14 protein-coding genes are annotated in these 14,637 nt (G+C 69.2%); 9 read left to right on the top strand and 5 right to left on the bottom strand.

Features of this window, described 5'->3' with window-relative positions; translation table 11 throughout:
• Positions 1–43: 43 nt before the first annotated feature.
• From NDR87_RS21010 to NDR87_RS21000, 3 genes are read left to right on the top strand one after another with little or no spacing between them, the layout of a single operon-like run.
• Positions 44–1,093 carry an AraC family transcriptional regulator gene (locus NDR87_RS21010; protein ID WP_251914726.1) on the top strand — a complete coding sequence of 350 codons (1,050 nt, stop codon included), beginning with the start codon at positions 44–46 and terminating at the stop codon, positions 1,091–1,093.
• 2 nt (positions 1,094–1,095) lie between these two features.
• The gene (locus NDR87_RS21005) at positions 1,096–2,145 is read left to right on the top strand and encodes an AraC family transcriptional regulator (RefSeq protein ID WP_251914895.1); all 1,050 of its coding nucleotides are present in this window, start codon (positions 1,096–1,098) and stop codon (positions 2,143–2,145) included.
• A 56-nt stretch (positions 2,146–2,201) separates the two neighbouring features.
• Positions 2,202–2,789 carry an HdeD family acid-resistance protein gene (locus NDR87_RS21000; protein ID WP_251914725.1) on the top strand — a complete coding sequence of 196 codons (588 nt, stop codon included), beginning with the start codon at positions 2,202–2,204 and terminating at the stop codon, positions 2,787–2,789.
• A gap of 47 nt (positions 2,790–2,836) precedes the next feature.
• Here the strand turns inward: NDR87_RS21000 and NDR87_RS20995 are convergent, their stop codons facing one another.
• Complete coding sequence (locus tag NDR87_RS20995) at positions 2,837–3,067, bottom strand: hypothetical protein (RefSeq protein WP_251914724.1); 231 nt, start codon at positions 3,065–3,067, stop codon at positions 2,837–2,839.
• Positions 3,068–3,394: 327 nt separating this feature from the next.
• On the opposite strand from NDR87_RS20995, the gene NDR87_RS20990 reads away from it, so the two are divergent.
• On the top strand, positions 3,395–3,661 hold the full coding sequence (locus NDR87_RS20990) for a GlsB/YeaQ/YmgE family stress response membrane protein (protein WP_251914723.1): 267 nt from the start codon (positions 3,395–3,397) through the stop codon (positions 3,659–3,661).
• A gap of 401 nt (positions 3,662–4,062) precedes the next feature.
• Here the strand turns inward: NDR87_RS20990 and NDR87_RS20985 are convergent, their stop codons facing one another.
• The 4 genes from NDR87_RS20985 to NDR87_RS20970 form a co-directional block, all read right to left on the bottom strand.
• Positions 4,063–5,571: an aldehyde dehydrogenase family protein gene (locus tag NDR87_RS20985; protein ID WP_251914722.1), complete on the bottom strand. Its 1,509-nt coding sequence runs from the start codon at positions 5,569–5,571 to the stop codon at positions 4,063–4,065.
• On the bottom strand, positions 5,568–7,199 hold the full coding sequence (locus tag NDR87_RS20980) for a GMC family oxidoreductase (RefSeq protein ID WP_251914721.1): 1,632 nt from the start codon (positions 7,197–7,199) through the stop codon (positions 5,568–5,570). The genes NDR87_RS20985 and NDR87_RS20980 overlap by 4 nt, the downstream gene beginning before the upstream one ends.
• Positions 7,200–7,277: 78 nt before the next feature.
• Positions 7,278–7,733, bottom strand: a complete 456-nt coding sequence (locus NDR87_RS20975; RefSeq protein ID WP_251914720.1) for a PaaI family thioesterase — start codon at positions 7,731–7,733, stop codon at positions 7,278–7,280.
• 72 nt (positions 7,734–7,805) lie between these two features.
• Complete coding sequence (locus NDR87_RS20970) at positions 7,806–8,846, bottom strand: MlaD family protein (protein WP_308212121.1); 1,041 nt, start codon at positions 8,844–8,846, stop codon at positions 7,806–7,808.
• Positions 8,847–9,014: 168 nt separating this feature from the next.
• On the opposite strand from NDR87_RS20970, the gene NDR87_RS20965 reads away from it, so the two are divergent.
• From NDR87_RS20965 to murQ, 5 genes are all read left to right on the top strand, one after another.
• Positions 9,015–10,331 (top strand): MFS transporter, encoded by a 1,317-nt coding sequence (locus NDR87_RS20965; protein WP_251914719.1) that lies wholly within the window; start codon positions 9,015–9,017, stop codon positions 10,329–10,331.
• Complete coding sequence (locus NDR87_RS20960; RefSeq protein WP_251914718.1) at positions 10,328–11,263, top strand: N-acetylglucosamine kinase; 936 nt, start codon at positions 10,328–10,330, stop codon at positions 11,261–11,263. Before NDR87_RS20965 ends, NDR87_RS20960 begins: the two co-directional genes overlap by 4 nt.
• Positions 11,264–11,329: 66 nt before the next feature.
• Positions 11,330–12,853, top strand: coding sequence for a sodium:solute symporter (locus NDR87_RS20955; protein WP_251914717.1), 1,524 nt, complete (start codon positions 11,330–11,332; stop codon positions 12,851–12,853).
• A gap of 3 nt (positions 12,854–12,856) precedes the next feature.
• Positions 12,857–13,717 (top strand): MurR/RpiR family transcriptional regulator, encoded by an 861-nt coding sequence (locus NDR87_RS20950; protein WP_251914716.1) that lies wholly within the window; start codon positions 12,857–12,859, stop codon positions 13,715–13,717.
• A 20-nt stretch (positions 13,718–13,737) separates the two neighbouring features.
• The gene (gene murQ, locus NDR87_RS20945; protein WP_251914715.1) at positions 13,738–14,634 is read left to right on the top strand and encodes an N-acetylmuramic acid 6-phosphate etherase; all 897 of its coding nucleotides are present in this window, start codon (positions 13,738–13,740) and stop codon (positions 14,632–14,634) included.
• The last annotated feature ends 3 nt before the right edge of the window (positions 14,635–14,637 follow it).

Below are 14,637 nucleotides of genomic sequence, written 5' to 3'. Positions count from 1 at the left end.
GAATATGGGACGCGCGAGCGTGGGATTCTGCGACGATTTTCCTGTGGACGATGACAGGGCAACGGACGAGCCACTCCGACTCCGCTCCACCAACGGCGCCGCCTTGCTGGCGGACTTCGCCGAATCCCGCGGCGTGCCGATGCCGGATATCCTGCGCGGCACCGGGATCACCGAGTCCCAGCTGCGAGATCCCACCGCCGAGATGACCCTGGAGCAGGAGATCACCCTGACCCGCAATGTCGTGCGCGGCGTCCACGACGAACCGGGCCTGGGGCTGATGGCGGGATTGCTCTGCCACGCACCGAACTTCGGCGTCCTCGGCTTCGCCATCATGAGCTGTGCGACGCTGCGGCAGGCGGCCGAGGTCGGGCTGCGTTACGCCGATCTGGCCTCCACCCTGGGCAGGCACTGGATGGAGGACCGCGGCGACGAGGTGTGGATTCTGCGCGACGACCGCTTCGTTCCGGAGGATCTGCGCCGGTTCGTCCTCGAACGCGATGTGGCCGCGGTCGGGACCGTGCAGCAGGACGTACTGCCGATGCGGGTGCCCACCATGCGGGTCGAACTGGCCCTGCCCGCGCATCCGATCTACGAGATGTTCGGCACGCTGCTCGGTGTCGACTCGATCGTGTTCGACGCCGAGCGCTCCTGCATGGTGTGGCAGGCGAGTACGCTGGATATGCCGCTGCCCCAGGCGAATCCGGCCACCCAGCGCTATTACGAACAGCAGTGCGCGGATCTGATCCAGCGCCGCCGCGGCCGCGCGGGCATCAGCGGCCGGGTACGGCAGCTGCTCATCCGCCGCGGCGGGCTGGCCGACCAGACCCGCATCGCCGCCGATCTCGATGTCAGCGTCCGCACGCTGCGGCGGCGGCTCGCCGACGAGGGCACCACGTTCCGGGAGCTGAGCACCGAGACGGTCGGCATGCTCGCCGAGGAGTTGCTGCTGGCCGGGCTCACGGTCGAACATGTCGCCGATCGCCTCGGCTACTCCAGCGTCTCGGCGTTCACCTCCGCCTTCCGATCCTGGAAGGGCCAGTCGCCCGGACAGTTCGCCCGCGCCAACCGCGGCCGTGTCACCGTCCGGGTGTGACCATGACCCGCCCCTGCCCCGGTGACTGCGGGGCCCGGCCCCGTTCCACCACGGGCGCCGCCCTGCTCACCAACTTCGCGACCGGTCGCGGCATGGCGCTGGCGGACATCCTGCGCGACACCGGGATTCGCGAGGAGCAGCTGCGCGATCCCAGCGCCGAGGTCACTCTCGACCAGGAGTTGGCGCTGACCCGCAATGTGGTCGGCGAGGTCGGCGACGAGCCGGGGTTGGGGCTGATGGCGGGCCTGCTGTGCCATCCGCCCAGCCTCGGCGTGCTGGGCTTCGCGGTGATGAGCTCCTCGACGCTGCGCCATGCGCTGGAGATCGCGGTTCGCCATGCCGATCTGCTGTTCACCTGCGCGCACTTCAACCTGCACGACCACGGCGACGAGATCTGGCTGCTTCGCGACGACCACAACGTGCCGCGGGCGCTCAAACGTTTCGTGCTCGAGCGCGATATCGCGGCGCTCACCACCATTCAGCAGGATCTGATCCAGATCAAGGTGCCGACCGCGCGGGTGGAGGTGGCGCTGGAGCCGCATCCGGTGTACGAGATGTTCGCCGCCCTGTTCGGGGCGGAACGGGTGGTGTTCTCCGCACCGGAAACGGTGCTGGGCTGGCCCAGCACCGCGCTGGAAAACCCACTGCCGCTGGCGAATCCGGCCACGGTGCGGTACTACGAACAGCAGTGCGCCGACCTGGTCCAGCGCCGCCGCGACCGGGGCGGGGTGAGCGGGCAGGTGCGCGAGCTGCTGATCCGTTGCGGGCGGATCACCGATCAGGGGCGGATCGCGGCCGAATTGGGTCTGAGCGTGCGCACGCTGCGGCGGCGGCTCGCCGATGAGGGCACCACCTTTCGCGAGCTGAATCTCGAGACCGTCGGCGTGCTCGCCGAGGAGCTGCTGATGGCCGGGCTGACCGTGGAACAGGTCGCCGACCGGCTGGGCTACTCCAGCGTCTCCGCGTTCACCGCCGCCTTCCGATCCTGGAAGGGCCAGTCGCCCGGGCAGTTCGCCCGGGCCAATCGCGGCCGGGTCGCCGTACGGGTCTAGCGCCGCGCTACGCGTGGCTGAGTCGCGCCACGCCCGAACCGTCCTATTCTTCGGCTATGGCAACCAGCAATAGTGTTTACGAGGGTCCGCTGCATCGGCTGGCCCGTAGCGCGTGGCAGTCATTGCTGGTCATCGGCATCCTGTCGGTGATCGTCGGCATCGTGGTGCTCGTCTGGCCGGGGCCGACACTGGTGGTGGCGGGCATTCTGTTCGGGATCTACCTGCTGGTCTCGGGCATCCTGCAGTTGGTCGCGGCCTTCGGGCCGCATGTGAGCACGGGCTGGCGGGTGTTGTCGCTCATCAGCGGTGTGCTGTCGTTCATCCTGGCGTTCTTCTGCTTCCGCAGTATCGGCGACGCGGTGGTGCTGCTGGCGCTGTGGATCGGGATCAGCTGGATGTTCCGCGGGATCGCGGGCCTGGTGGCGGGCATCGAGGCACCGCCGGGGCTGCCGGGCCGAGGCTGGTCGATCTTCTTCGGCATCGTGCTGATCCTCGGCGGCATCGCGCTGTTCACGTGGCCGATCCATTCCATCGCGACGCTGACGCTCGTGGTGGGCTGGTGGTTGATCTTCATCGGCATCATGGACGTCGTCTACGCCTTCGGCGTGCGCTCGGCCGCGAAGAACTCTCCCGGTCAGCTCTGAGACCGACGACCGTGGCCCGGACGAATCCGTCCGGGCCACGGTCGTTTTCAGGCGCGATTCGCGCGCTCGGCTCTGATCGCCCAGCCCACGACCGCCAGCCCGACCACCCCGATGATCCACGACGACCAGACCGGCGCGCCGTAGTGGATGAGAATTCCGGACACCCCGAACGAGTGCTGCCACAACGCCTCGGTCAGGGCCGATCCGAAGCCCTGGACCAGCAGAATCAGCCCCACGGTCCACAATACGGCCTGTTCCTGTTTGCCCCTGTCCGCCACGGTCGTCCCTTCTTCCAATCGCGTTCCGTCGAAACGATTCTGGAAGATGCGTCCCGCTTCGAACATCGCCCTGGGAGCTGGATCGACCTCATCCTTTCCACCGACCCGCGGACGATCACGCGGGTCGGTGGGGCGCGGGCGGATCATCCTCCAGGATGATCTCGGGGTAGGACACCCGCGTCCCGGGCGAACAGGGCGGCCTGCCACGCCCGAGCCACGAGCACTCGGCGTGGCGTGTCACAGTGCGGCCACGAACCCACTGAACACCCCGGCCACCCCTGTTACCTTCGGTATGCCCGATTCGGCCCGCCACAAGGAGCATTCGTCATGGGCAGCATCATCGTGATGATCGTCATCGGCCTCATAGCAGGCGCGATCGCCCGCCTACTGGTCCCCGGCAAGGAAAATTTCGGCATCCTCTGGACCATCGTCCTCGGCATCGTAGGCGGCTACGTCGGCGGCACCCTGGCCAGCCTCGTCTTCGCCCCCCACAAATTCGACATCCGCCCCCCGGTCGAACACGCCATCCTCGGCGCAATAGTCGGCTCCGTCATCCTCCTGGTCATCTACAAGTTCATCCGCGCCCGGATCTGACACCCTCCCCACGCCCTACGGGCGCAGCGTCACCCTCCCCACGGGCACCGTGCGCCCACCGACGTCCCACCAACCAGGTCGCCACCTCTCGACCAACGCAGCTCCGCCGACTACACCCACCAGCGCAGCACCGACTACACCCACCAGCTATACCCACCAGCTACACCCACCAGCGCAGCACCAGCTACACCCACCAACGCAGCACCAGCTACACCCACCAACGCAGCACCAGCTACACCCACCAACGCAGCACCAGCTACACCCACCAACGCAGCACCAGCTACACCCACCAACGCAGCACCAGCTATACCCACCAGTGCAGCACCGGTTATACCCACGGGCGCAGCGCAGCCACCCCTGTCCCCCGCCGAGGCCGCTTGCGGCCGAGGCGGGGGTGTCGGTCAGCCGAGGTGGCGTTTGCCGTGGAGGATTGTCATTGTTTTCGCTATCAGGGCATCGGTTTTGGCGGTGCGGTCGAAGGTGGCCAGTTGCATCGGTGGGGCGAAGCGTTGGCGGGCGACGGCGTGGGCATAGGTGAATTCGCGAAGGCCGTCGGGGCCGTGGATGCGGCCGAAGCCGGAGGCGCCTACGCCGCCGAAGGGGAGGGATGGGATTTGCGGGAAGTTGAAAACCGCGTTGACGCTGACCATTCCGGTGCGTAGGCGGTGGGCGAGGTCGCGGCCGCGGGACTTCGAGTACACCGCGGCGGACAGGCCGTAACGGCTGGCGTTGGCGCGGTCGATCGCGGCGTCCATATCGTCGACGGGGGCCACGGTCAGGGTGGGGCCGAAGGTTTCCTCGGTCACGGCCAGCGCGTCCTCGGGCACGTCGACCAGTACGGTGGGCTGCACCACCTGCCCGCTGATCTCGCCCACGCCGCCGGTGAGCACCCGGCCGCCGCGCACGATCGCGTCCTCGAGGTGGCGGCAGATCACCTCGACCTGGCGCGGCATGGTGATGGGCCCGATCTTTGCCCCGTCGTCGATCCCGGCCCGCAGCGCTCGCGCCCGCGTCACCAGCCGCTCCAGAAACGGCTCGAAGACCGAGCGGTGCACATACACCCGTTCGGTACCGATGCAGGACTGCCCGGCATTGGCCATCCCGGCCCAGACCGCACCCTCCACGGCCGCGTCCAGATCCGCGTCGGCGTCGACGATCAGCACATCCTTGCCGCCGCATTCGGCCACCATCGGGGTCAGTGTCTCCGCGCACACCGCCATCACCCGCTTGGCGGTCTCGGTGGATCCGGTGAACGCGATCTTGTCCACCCCGGCCCGGCACAGCGCCGCGCCGGTGCTCCCGTCGCCGGTGAGCAGTTGCAGCACAGGCTGTTCCGGCACCACCTCGCCGAACATGTCCACCAGCCAGGCCCCCACGCCCGGGCTGTACTCACTCGGCTTGAACACCACCGCGTTTCCCGCCGCCAGCGCATAGACGATCGAACCCAGCGGCGTGAACACCGGATAGTTCCACGGACCGATCACCCCGACCACGCCCAGCGGCTTGTACTCCACCGACGCGGCGTGATTGAAGCTCAACAGCCCCACCCGGGACCTCCTGCGCCCCAGCACCTTCGCGGCATTGCGCCCGGCCCACTTCAAGTGATCCAGCACCAGCGCCGACTCCAGCACGGCATCGGAATACGGCTTGCCGGTCTCGTCGTGCACGACCGCACCCAACTGCCCCATCCGCCGAGCGATCACCCCCGCGAACCGGGAAAGCCGTTCGGCGCGTTCGCGATAGCCGAGCTCCGACCACCAGCCGAACGCCGCGCGGGCGCGCTCGACCGCAGCGACGGCATCGGTACGGGTGTGGACGGGATAGGTGCCGACCAGATCGCCGGTACCCGGATTGCGCACCTCGAACACGGACGCCGAAGCGGCGGAGTGGATTTCGCTGGTCGCGGTCATCGGCTGCTCTCCTTCGCGGCGGGAACGACCACGGCGCCCGCGCCGCGGCCACGGATCAGGTCGGCGGCCTTCTCGCCGATCATCACGACGGGGGCATTGGTGTTGCCGCGCACGATGCGCGGCATGATCGAGGCGTCCACCACGCGCAGGCCCTCGACCCCGCGTACGCGCAGCTCCGGATCCACCACCGCCATCGCACCGGCGCCCATGGCGCAGGTGCCGACCGGATGGAACAGCGTCTGGGTCCAGCGTTCGACATGGGCGCGCAGCCCGTCCTCGTCGAGCGTGTCGACCGCCTCCGGAAGATACGGGCGGCCAAGGTATTTCGCGATCGGCGGCTGTCGGACGATATCGAGAAGCAGCCCGATCCCGGCCAGCAGCGCGTCCATATCGCGCGGATCGGACAGATAGGCCGGATCGATCTCCGGCTTCCACAGCGGATCGGCCGACCGCAGCCGCAGCCGCCCCCGGCTGTGCACCTCGACCAGCGTCGGCCCCGCGGTGAACATCGGGGCCAGGCTCTCGTGCAATCCGTTGTCGTAGAACGCCGTCGGCGCCACGTGATACTGCATATCCGGGGCGGTCAGCTCCGGGCGGGTCCGGACGAATCCGCCGCCCTCCCCGATATTGGACGCCAGCGGTCCCCGCCCCAGCGCCTGCCACTGCGCCAGCCGCAGCGGGGTCTCGAACTGCGCCAGATCCGAGGTGTCGCGGGTGTGCCACAGTATGGGTGTGGCCGGATGATCGTGCAGATTCTCCCCTACGCCGGGTAGATCGGCGACCACATCGATGCCGTGCTCACGCAGGTGCTCCGCCGGGCCGACACCCGAAAGCATCAGCAGCTGCGGCGAATTGACCGTACCGCCGCACAGCAGCACCTCAGCGGTCGCGTAGACCGTGCGCTCCCGCCCGCCGGACAGATGGTCGACCCCGATCGCGCGGGTGCCGTCGAAGCGGACCCGGGTGGCGTGCGCGCCCGTGCGCACGCTCAGATTGGGCCGCGACAGCACCGGACGCAGATAGCCGTCCGCGGTCGACCAGCGCCGACCGCGCCGATGCGTCACCTGATAGCGGCCGACCCCGTCCTGTTCGGCGGCGTTGAAGTCGTCGGTGCGCGCCAGCCCCGCCGCGACCGCGGCCGCCACCCACGCATCGGTGAGTTCGTGTGTGTAGCGCGGGTTTTCGACATGCAGCGGCCCGTCGGTGCCGTGATAGGGCGATCGCAGCCCGGTATTGGTCTCCGATTTCACGAAGTACGGCAGCACATCCTCGTAACTCCAGCCGACCGCGCCGAAATCCCGCCGCCAGCCGTCGTAGTCGACGCGATTGCCGCGGATGTAGATCATGGCGTTCATCGATGAGCAGCCGCCCAGCGCCCGCATCCGCGGCCAGTAGGCGCGCTGCCCGCCCAGTCGCCGCTGCGGCACCGTCTCGTAGCGCCAATCCCATTGCGTGCGGATCAGTTTGCCCCAGGCGGCCGGAATATGAATCTCATCGGCATCGTCGGCGGGCCCCGCCTCGAGCAGCGCGACGGTGACCGCCGGATCCTCGGTGAGCCGGTTGGCGAGAACGCAGCCCGCGCTGCCCGCCCCCACGATGACGTAATCGAACGATTCCCGGTCGGTCATGACGACCTCCAAATACGAACCGGTGGCGGAATACCCCACCCATTGTCACGCCCGGGCCGGGACGATTCGCTCGATTCGTCAGATCCCCAGGGCCGGAAGGTCACCCGGCGCGGCGCCGTGCGCGTGGAAATGCTCGGCGGCGACCTCCACGAACAGCGCCTCGGCCCGCGCGGCGACCCGGCCGTCGAGCTCGAGGACGGCGCTGATGTGCAGCTTGCGGCCATCGCGGCGGTCCAGCCGCGACCGTACGGTCAGCTCGCGCCCGAGCGGAACCGGCTGGGCGAAGGACACATTCAGCTGCGCGGTGACCGCGGGCAGCCGCAGCGGCAGCAGGGCGGTTCCGGCGGCCTCGTCCAGGATGGCGGCGACCGCACCGCCGTGGGCCAGGCCGGGCGCTCCCTCGTGCCGCCGGTCCAGGCTCAGCACGCCGCGAATCCCATCACCGTCACGGACGAATTCGATGCCGAGACCGGACGCGTTGGCCGGACCGCAGCCCAGGCAGTGGGGCTGATGGTGCGGCAGCAGCGAGGTCATACGGTCCTCCGGATCGGGAAACGTTCGTTGCTCGAACGTAGGATCGCGCGACCGGCGGTGTCAATGCCGATATCAGCGGCAGATCGCGGAATGCGAGTTGCCGCCGACCAGCGGTAGCAGGCCGCGCGGCAACAGGATCCCGTACAGCGAGACGTCCAGGCTGCACGCGTAGGCGGAGGTGTAGGCGCCGTCCTGATTGGCGCGGCCGATATCGGCGAGCAGGGCGGGCACATCGACCGCCGCCCGCTCGAACCGCTCGCCATTGTCGAGCAGCAGGGTGAGCGCGTCGCGCACGGAGGTCTGCGCGGCGATCAGCGATGGGCGGATGCGGGTGGTGAGATCCAGCAGCACCGCGGTGTCGGCCGCCAGCCGCGTCGTCGACGCCTGCAGCGACTGTCCCTGCTCGTACAGCCCGGCGATCAGGGCGCGGGTCTGGGTGACCAGCGTCTCGAGTTCCGCGCCGCGAGCGGCCAGCCCGCTCATGATGCCGCTGAGATTGGTGATCACCTCGGCGAGGATCGCGTCGCGGCGATGGAAGTCGACGGCGAGATCGGCGGCCTGGGTGATGAACGCCGCCAGCGAGACTCGATCGCCCTGCAGCGCCTGAACCAGGGTGCCCGACAGCCGGTTCACCTGGTCGGGCGAGAGCACCTCGAACAGCGGCGCGAAGCCGTTGAGCAGCCCCGAGATATCGAACGACGGCTCGGTCCGCTCCAGCGGGATGGCCGCGCCGCTCGCCAGCGGCCGGGCGTCACCGGCCGCGCCGGGCGCCAGCGCCAGATAGCGCTGGCCGAGCAGATTCTGATAGCGCACCAGGGCCTTGGTATCGGTGTAGAGCGTCTGGTTGCGTTGCACGGCGAACGACACCCGCGCGACATGCTTGCCCGAAACCGGATCGCGGGCCAGCTCGATGCCGGTCACCTTGCCCACCCGCACCCCGGCCATCCGGACGTCGTCGTCCGCCCGCAGGCCGAGCACATTCGAGAACGTCGCCGAATATCGCACGGTCGGGCCCGCGACATCGTGCGCCAGGCTGTTCCACATCATGATCGTCACCAGCAGCGACACCAGCGCGAACGCACCGAATCCCAGAACGCGGGAGTACAGCCGCACGCACGCCTCCTAGGCATCGGCAGTCGACGAGTTGTGTGCAATCGGGCAGCTACCGGAAGCGCACTGTAGCGGCCGTGACGCGACACCCCTGGGCGCCACGCCGTGCCCACGGAATCGGGGGCTCGAATCGATTCACTTCGGAAGTATCGGGCAGCCATAGTCGAGTCCATGCCCCACCCGAACAGCCCCCGCTTCGCCCGCATCGTGGCCGCGAGCGTGGCGGGGACGACCATCGAGTTCTACGACTTCTTCCTCTACGGCCTGGCCGCCGCGCTCGTCTTCGACAAGACGTTTTTCCCGAGTCAAGACCCGCTGACCGGCGTGTTGCTGGCGATGGTGACCTATGCCGTCGGTTTCGCCGCCCGCCCGCTGGGCGGGGTGCTGTTCGGCCATCTCGGCGACCGGGTCGGCCGCCGCCGCACGCTGTCGCTGAGCCTGATCGTGATGGGCGCGGCCACCGTGGCGATCGGGCTGGTCCCCGGCTACGCCACCATCGGCGTGGCCGCGCCGGTCCTGCTGGTCGTGCTGCGGCTGATCCAGGGGCTGGCGCTGGGCGGGGAATGGGGCGGGGCGGTGCTGCTGGTGGCCGAGCACGGCTCGCCGCGGCACCGCGGATTCTGGAGCAGCTGGCCGCAAACCGGTGGGCCGCTGGGCAATCTGATCGCCACCGGTGTCCTGGCCGCGCTCGGGCGGATGGTCACCGGCGATCAGTTCCAGGACTGGGCCTGGCGGATTCCGTTTCTGCTGTCGATAGTCCTTGTCGCCGTGGGCCTCTGGCTGCGCCACGCGGTCGAGGAGTCACCGCTGTTCGTCGAGGCGTCCCGGCGTGCCGAGAACGGGCGCGCCCCCCTGCGAATCGTGCTGGCGCACCATCACAAACAGGTGCTCATGGCCGCGCTGGCCGATGTCGGTGAGAAGGCCACGTACTACACCTTCAACATCTACCTGCTGGCCTATCTCACCAAGATCGTGCACGTGCCCAGATCGACCGCGCTGAGCGCGATTACCGTCGCCTCGGTCAGCCAAGCCGTAGCAATCGTGCTCGGCGGGGCACTGGCCGACCGGTACGGCCGGCGGATCTCGAGTATCGTGCTGGCCGTGTTGATCGCCATCTGGGCGCTGGTCGCCCTCCCGTGGGTGGACACCGGCCGATTCGCGGCGATCCTGGTCGTGATCGGCGTCGGCCTCACCCTGCACGGCCTGCTCACCGGTGCGCAGGCGCCCTTCTTCGCCGAACTGTTCCCCAGCGCCGTCCGCTATACCGGAGCGTCCCTGGGCTATCAGCTGGCGACCGTGGTCGGCGGCTCGGTCGCGCCGATCGTGGGCATCGCCCTGCTGCAACGATATCCGTCGACGCGGCCGGTCGCGCTGCTGCTGTGCCTGATGCTGGCCGCGACGGTGACCGCTTTCGTCTGGGCCGGTGAGACGCGATCGCGAGATCTGCGCAGCATTCCCGGCGCCGCTGCGATGGCGGTGCGGTCATGAGCCGTCCCGTCCTGGCCGTGGATCTCGGGAAGACCAACTGCCGCAGCTCGTTGCGCATCGACGGGCGCGAGGTGCGCACCACCAAGGCGGCCGGGACCCGCGGACTCGCCGACGCCGACGGCGGCCCGGCGGCCTATCGCGCGATTCGGCGGATCGTCGACGAAACCAACGACTTCCCAAAGCCTTTCGATGTGTCGATCGGCGCCGCCGGGGCCTGGTCGGCGCCCACTGCCGCGGCCGAACTCGCCGACCGGCTGGCCGAACTGCCCGATGTCGCCGCGGTGGCGGTGACCTCCGACGCGGTCACCGCGCACGTCGGGGCGCTGGGCGGCAATCCGGGCGTGGTGCTCAGCATCGGCACCGGCGTGGTCGCGACGGCCGTCGACGAGGGCGGCGAACTCGTCCGGATCGATGGCTGGGGTCCGCTGCTCGGCGACGAGGGCGGCGGCGCGTGGATCGGTCTGATGGGCCTGCGCGCGGCGCTGCGGGCGTTCGACGGACGCGGACCGCGGACCGCGCTGGCCGAGGAGGCGGTGGAGGAATACGGCGTCCCCCTCTCGGACCTGCCCTACTACCTGGGCCGCCACGACAATCCCCCGCTGCTCACCGCCCGCTTCGCCCCCGTGGTCGCCCTCGCCGCGGAGACCGACCCCGTCGCGGCCGAGATCATGGCCGAGGCCGCCCGCGCCCTGGCCGCGACGGCGCTCGCGGCGGCCGCGCGCTCGGGGCTGCGAGCACCGGTTCCCTGTGCGATCATCGGCGGGCTGATCAACCTCGGTGCCGCCCTGCTGGATCCGCTCGACGCGGCCATCGCGCACCGCATCGAGCGCCGGACCCCGCTGGGCGGGTCGATCGATGGAGCCGCCCTGTTGGCCGCCGACACCGCAACCGCAGTGGAGAAATTGGTGATTCGCCGTGCTGAAAATTATTGACAGAAGTGATGTGTCAATTGAGAATTCCTTAACAGCCGTCCCGCAGCCCGCCCTCGGGGAGCCACGATGAACGCACTGAACGTCGGTGTCATCGTCGTCTACCTCGCCGTCGTGGCCTGGGTGGGCCTGCGCCGCTCCGGGCGGCAGCGCTCCAGCGGCGACTATTTCGTCGGCGAGGGCAAGATGCCCTGGTGGGCCGTGTGCTTCTCGGTGGTGGCCACCGAGACCAGCGTGCTCACCGTCATCTCCATCCCCGGCGGCGCCTACACCGATCAGGCCTTCGGCAATGTCGAGCTGGCGCTGGGCTACATCATCGGTCGCACGGTCGTGGCCTTCGCGCTGATCCCGCTGTACAAGCGGGGCGGCTTCGTCAGCGCCTACCAGTATCTGCAGGAGCGCTTCGGCCGCTATCTGCAGGGCGTCGCGTCGGTGACGTTCGTCTTCACCCGCCTGCTGGCCGAGGGGGTGCGGCTGTTCGCCGCCGCGATCCCGCTGCAACTGCTGCTCGGCGAATTCGGCCTGAAGCTGGGCTACGACGTCATCATCGTGCTCATGACGCTGGTCACCGTCGTCTACACCTACCTCGGCGGCATCAAGGCGGTCATCTGGACCGATGCCATTCAGATGGGCCTGTATCTGCTCGGCGCGTTCATCGCGATCGGCGTGCTGAGCAGCCATGTCGGCGCGAGCGGCTGGGCGGACGCCTACCACGCCGGGAAATTCCGGCTGTTCGACACCGAATTCGATCTCGGGCACATCCTCACCAGCCCGTTCGCGCTGCCCACCGCGATCATCGGCGGCGCCCTGTTCACCATGGCCTCGCACGGCTCGGATCAGCTGATCGTGCAGCGCATCCTGGCCACCCGCTCGGTGAGCGACAGCCGCAAGGCGATGATCGGCTCGGGTGTCTTCATCGCCCTGCAGTTCGCCGCCTTCTCGCTGGTGGGCGCGCTGCTGTGGGCCTACAACGACGGCAAGTCCGCCAAGGAGCTGGGCCTGGCCACCGCCGACAACCTGTATCCGAACTTCATCCTGCACGGGCTGCCGGTGGTGATCTCCGGACTGCTGGTCGCGGGCATCCTCGGCGCCTGCATGGGTTCGCTGTCGGCGGCGCTGAACTCGATGGCCAATTCGACCGTCGCCGATATCGTGCACAGCTTCTGGAAACGTCAGCTCTCCGATGCGACGCTGCTGCGGCTGGGCCGGATCATGACGCTGGTGTGGGCGGTGCTGATGGCGGTGTTCGCCATGGGCTTCAGCGCCACCACCGGCAACGTCTACCTCACCGCGCTGACCATCGCCGGGTACACCTACGGCGCGCTGCTGGGCGCGTTCCTGCTGGGACGACTCGTCAAGCGCGCCAACCAATTCGACGCGATCGTGGCATTCGTCGTGACGGTGCTGGTGATGACGTTCGTGGTGCGGGTGGTCAAGATCGAGGTGGAGGTCGCGGGCACCGTCGCGCACAAGGGAATTGCCGCGCAGTGGCTGGTCCCGATCGGGGTGCTCGTCACCCTAGCAGTGGGCGGTCTGGCAAGCCTTTCCCATCCCGCCCCTACGTCCACCGAACCGGTCAAGGCAAACTGGTGAACCATGGCCGAGGATGACGATGTCCGCACTCGCCTGTTGACGGCGATGCCGCGGCTCACGCCGACCGGATTGCGGGTTGCCCGCGTGATTCTGGACGACCCGCCCGGCGCCGCGCAGCTGACCGTGAATCAGCTCGCCGAGCGCGCCGATACCAGCACCTCCGCGGTGGTGCGGCTCGCCAAGACGCTGGGCTACGACGGGTACCCACAGCTACGGCTGGCGCTGGCCGCGGTCGGCGGGGAGGCGGGCGCCGCGCCGGTGTTCGCCACCGACATCGTCGCCGACGATCCGCTGGGCAAGGTCATTCACAAGCTCACCGCCTTCGAGACCGAGGGCATGGTCGCCACGGCCGATCTGGCCGATCCGGCCACGCTCACCGCGGTGGTGGAGGCGCTGGTGACCGCGCGGCGCATCCAGGCGCTCGGCATTGGCGCCTCCGGTCTGGTGGCCACCGATCTGGAGCAGAAGCTCACCCGCATCGGAAAGTGGTGCCGCGCCAGCACCTCCGAGGACGACGCGCTCGTGCAGACCAGCCTGCTCGAGGCCGAGGACGTGGTGATCGCGTTCTCGCATTCCGGTGAGACCGGCGCGATCGTCGAGGCGGTGCGTCGCGTCGGCACCCGGGCGACGACGGTCGCGGTGACCGCGAGCCCGCAGTCGCGACTGGCCCGCGCGGCGGCGCACACCATCCTGGTGGCCGGGCGCGAGGACGGCTTCCGCTCCGCGGCGATGGCCAGCCGGATGAGCCAGCTGCTGGTGGTCGACGCGCTGTACATCGGTGTGCTGCAACGGACTCCGTCGGCGGCGCTGGCACTGCGCCGGACGCACGACGCGGTGGCGGATCGCCGGAGCAAGGAAGCGTAGCGACTCACGAGGAGGCATAGTTGTTCGAGTTCGGTGCTCTCACCACCGAGGCGGTCGACCCGTCGACCGCGGACCTGGACACCATGCCGGTCGAGAAGTTGTTGCGCACGATGAACGCCGCCGATGCCTCGGTGGCTCCGGCCGTGGCCCAGGCGATTCCGCAGATCGCGCGGGCGGTCGAGCGGATCGTCGAGGCTCGGCGCTCGGGCGGGCGCATGCTGTACGTGGGTGCGGGCACCAGCGGGCGCATCGGGGTGCTCGACGCCTCCGAATGCCCGCCCACCTTCGGCACCGATCCGAGTGAGGTGCTCGGCATCATCGCCGGTGGGCCCGCGGCGCTGACGCGCTCGATCGAGGGCGCCGAGGACGATGCCGACCGCGGCGGCGCGGATCTGGCGGCGGTGGCGCTCGGCGCCGACGATGTCGTGGTCGCGCTGGCCGCCAGCGGACGCACGCCCTATGCGATCGGGGCGCTGCGCTACGCCCGCTCGATCGGCGCGGGCACGGTCGCGGTGTCGTGCAACCGCCGCGCCGAGCTGAGCGAGCACGCCGATGTGGCCATCGAGATCGCCACCGGCCCAGAGGTTCTCACCGGCTCCACCCGGCTGAAGGCGGGCACCGCGCAGAAGCTGGTCTGCAATATGATCTCGACCGCGGTCATGGTGCGCTCGGGCAAGGTGTACGGCAATCTGATGGTGGATCTGAACCCGTCCAATACCAAGTTGCGCGATCGGGCCCGCCGGATAGTCGCGGAGGCCACCGGCGTGGACACCGCCGCCGCGGCCGCCCTGCTCGATGCCGCGGGCGGCCATTCCAAGACCGCCATCGTCATGCAGCTCACGGGGGTCGACGCCGATCAGGCGCGGCGCCTGCTGCACGCCGCGCACGGATTCGTGCGGGCCGCCGTGCGGGAGTGATCC

The organism is Nocardia sp. CDC159 (assembly GCF_023740735.1).
In the GTDB taxonomy this organism is placed as follows: Bacteria; Actinomycetota; Actinomycetes; order Mycobacteriales; family Mycobacteriaceae; genus Nocardia; species Nocardia pulmonis.
Note: the sequence above shows the minus strand (reverse complement) of the source record. Positions and strands in the feature narration are given on the sequence as shown.

Coding starts and splice junctions, on each gene's coding strand:
- NDR87_RS21005 (WP_251914895.1), top strand. CDS start 1,096: ATGACCCGCCCCTGCCCCGGTGACTGCGGGGCCCGGCCCCGTTCCACC.
- NDR87_RS21000 (WP_251914725.1), top strand. CDS start 2,202: ATGGCAACCAGCAATAGTGTTTACGAGGGTCCGCTGCATCGGCTGGCC.
- NDR87_RS20990 (WP_251914723.1), top strand. CDS start 3,395: ATGGGCAGCATCATCGTGATGATCGTCATCGGCCTCATAGCAGGCGCG.
- NDR87_RS20985 (WP_251914722.1), bottom strand. CDS start 5,571: ATGACCGCGACCAGCGAAATCCACTCCGCCGCTTCGGCGTCCGTGTTC.
- NDR87_RS20980 (WP_251914721.1), bottom strand. CDS start 7,199: ATGACCGACCGGGAATCGTTCGATTACGTCATCGTGGGGGCGGGCAGC.
- NDR87_RS20975 (WP_251914720.1), bottom strand. CDS start 7,733: ATGACCTCGCTGCTGCCGCACCATCAGCCCCACTGCCTGGGCTGCGGT.
- NDR87_RS20965 (WP_251914719.1), top strand. CDS start 9,015: ATGCCCCACCCGAACAGCCCCCGCTTCGCCCGCATCGTGGCCGCGAGC.
- NDR87_RS20960 (WP_251914718.1), top strand. CDS start 10,328: ATGAGCCGTCCCGTCCTGGCCGTGGATCTCGGGAAGACCAACTGCCGC.
- NDR87_RS20955 (WP_251914717.1), top strand. CDS start 11,330: ATGAACGCACTGAACGTCGGTGTCATCGTCGTCTACCTCGCCGTCGTG.
- NDR87_RS20950 (WP_251914716.1), top strand. CDS start 12,857: ATGGCCGAGGATGACGATGTCCGCACTCGCCTGTTGACGGCGATGCCG.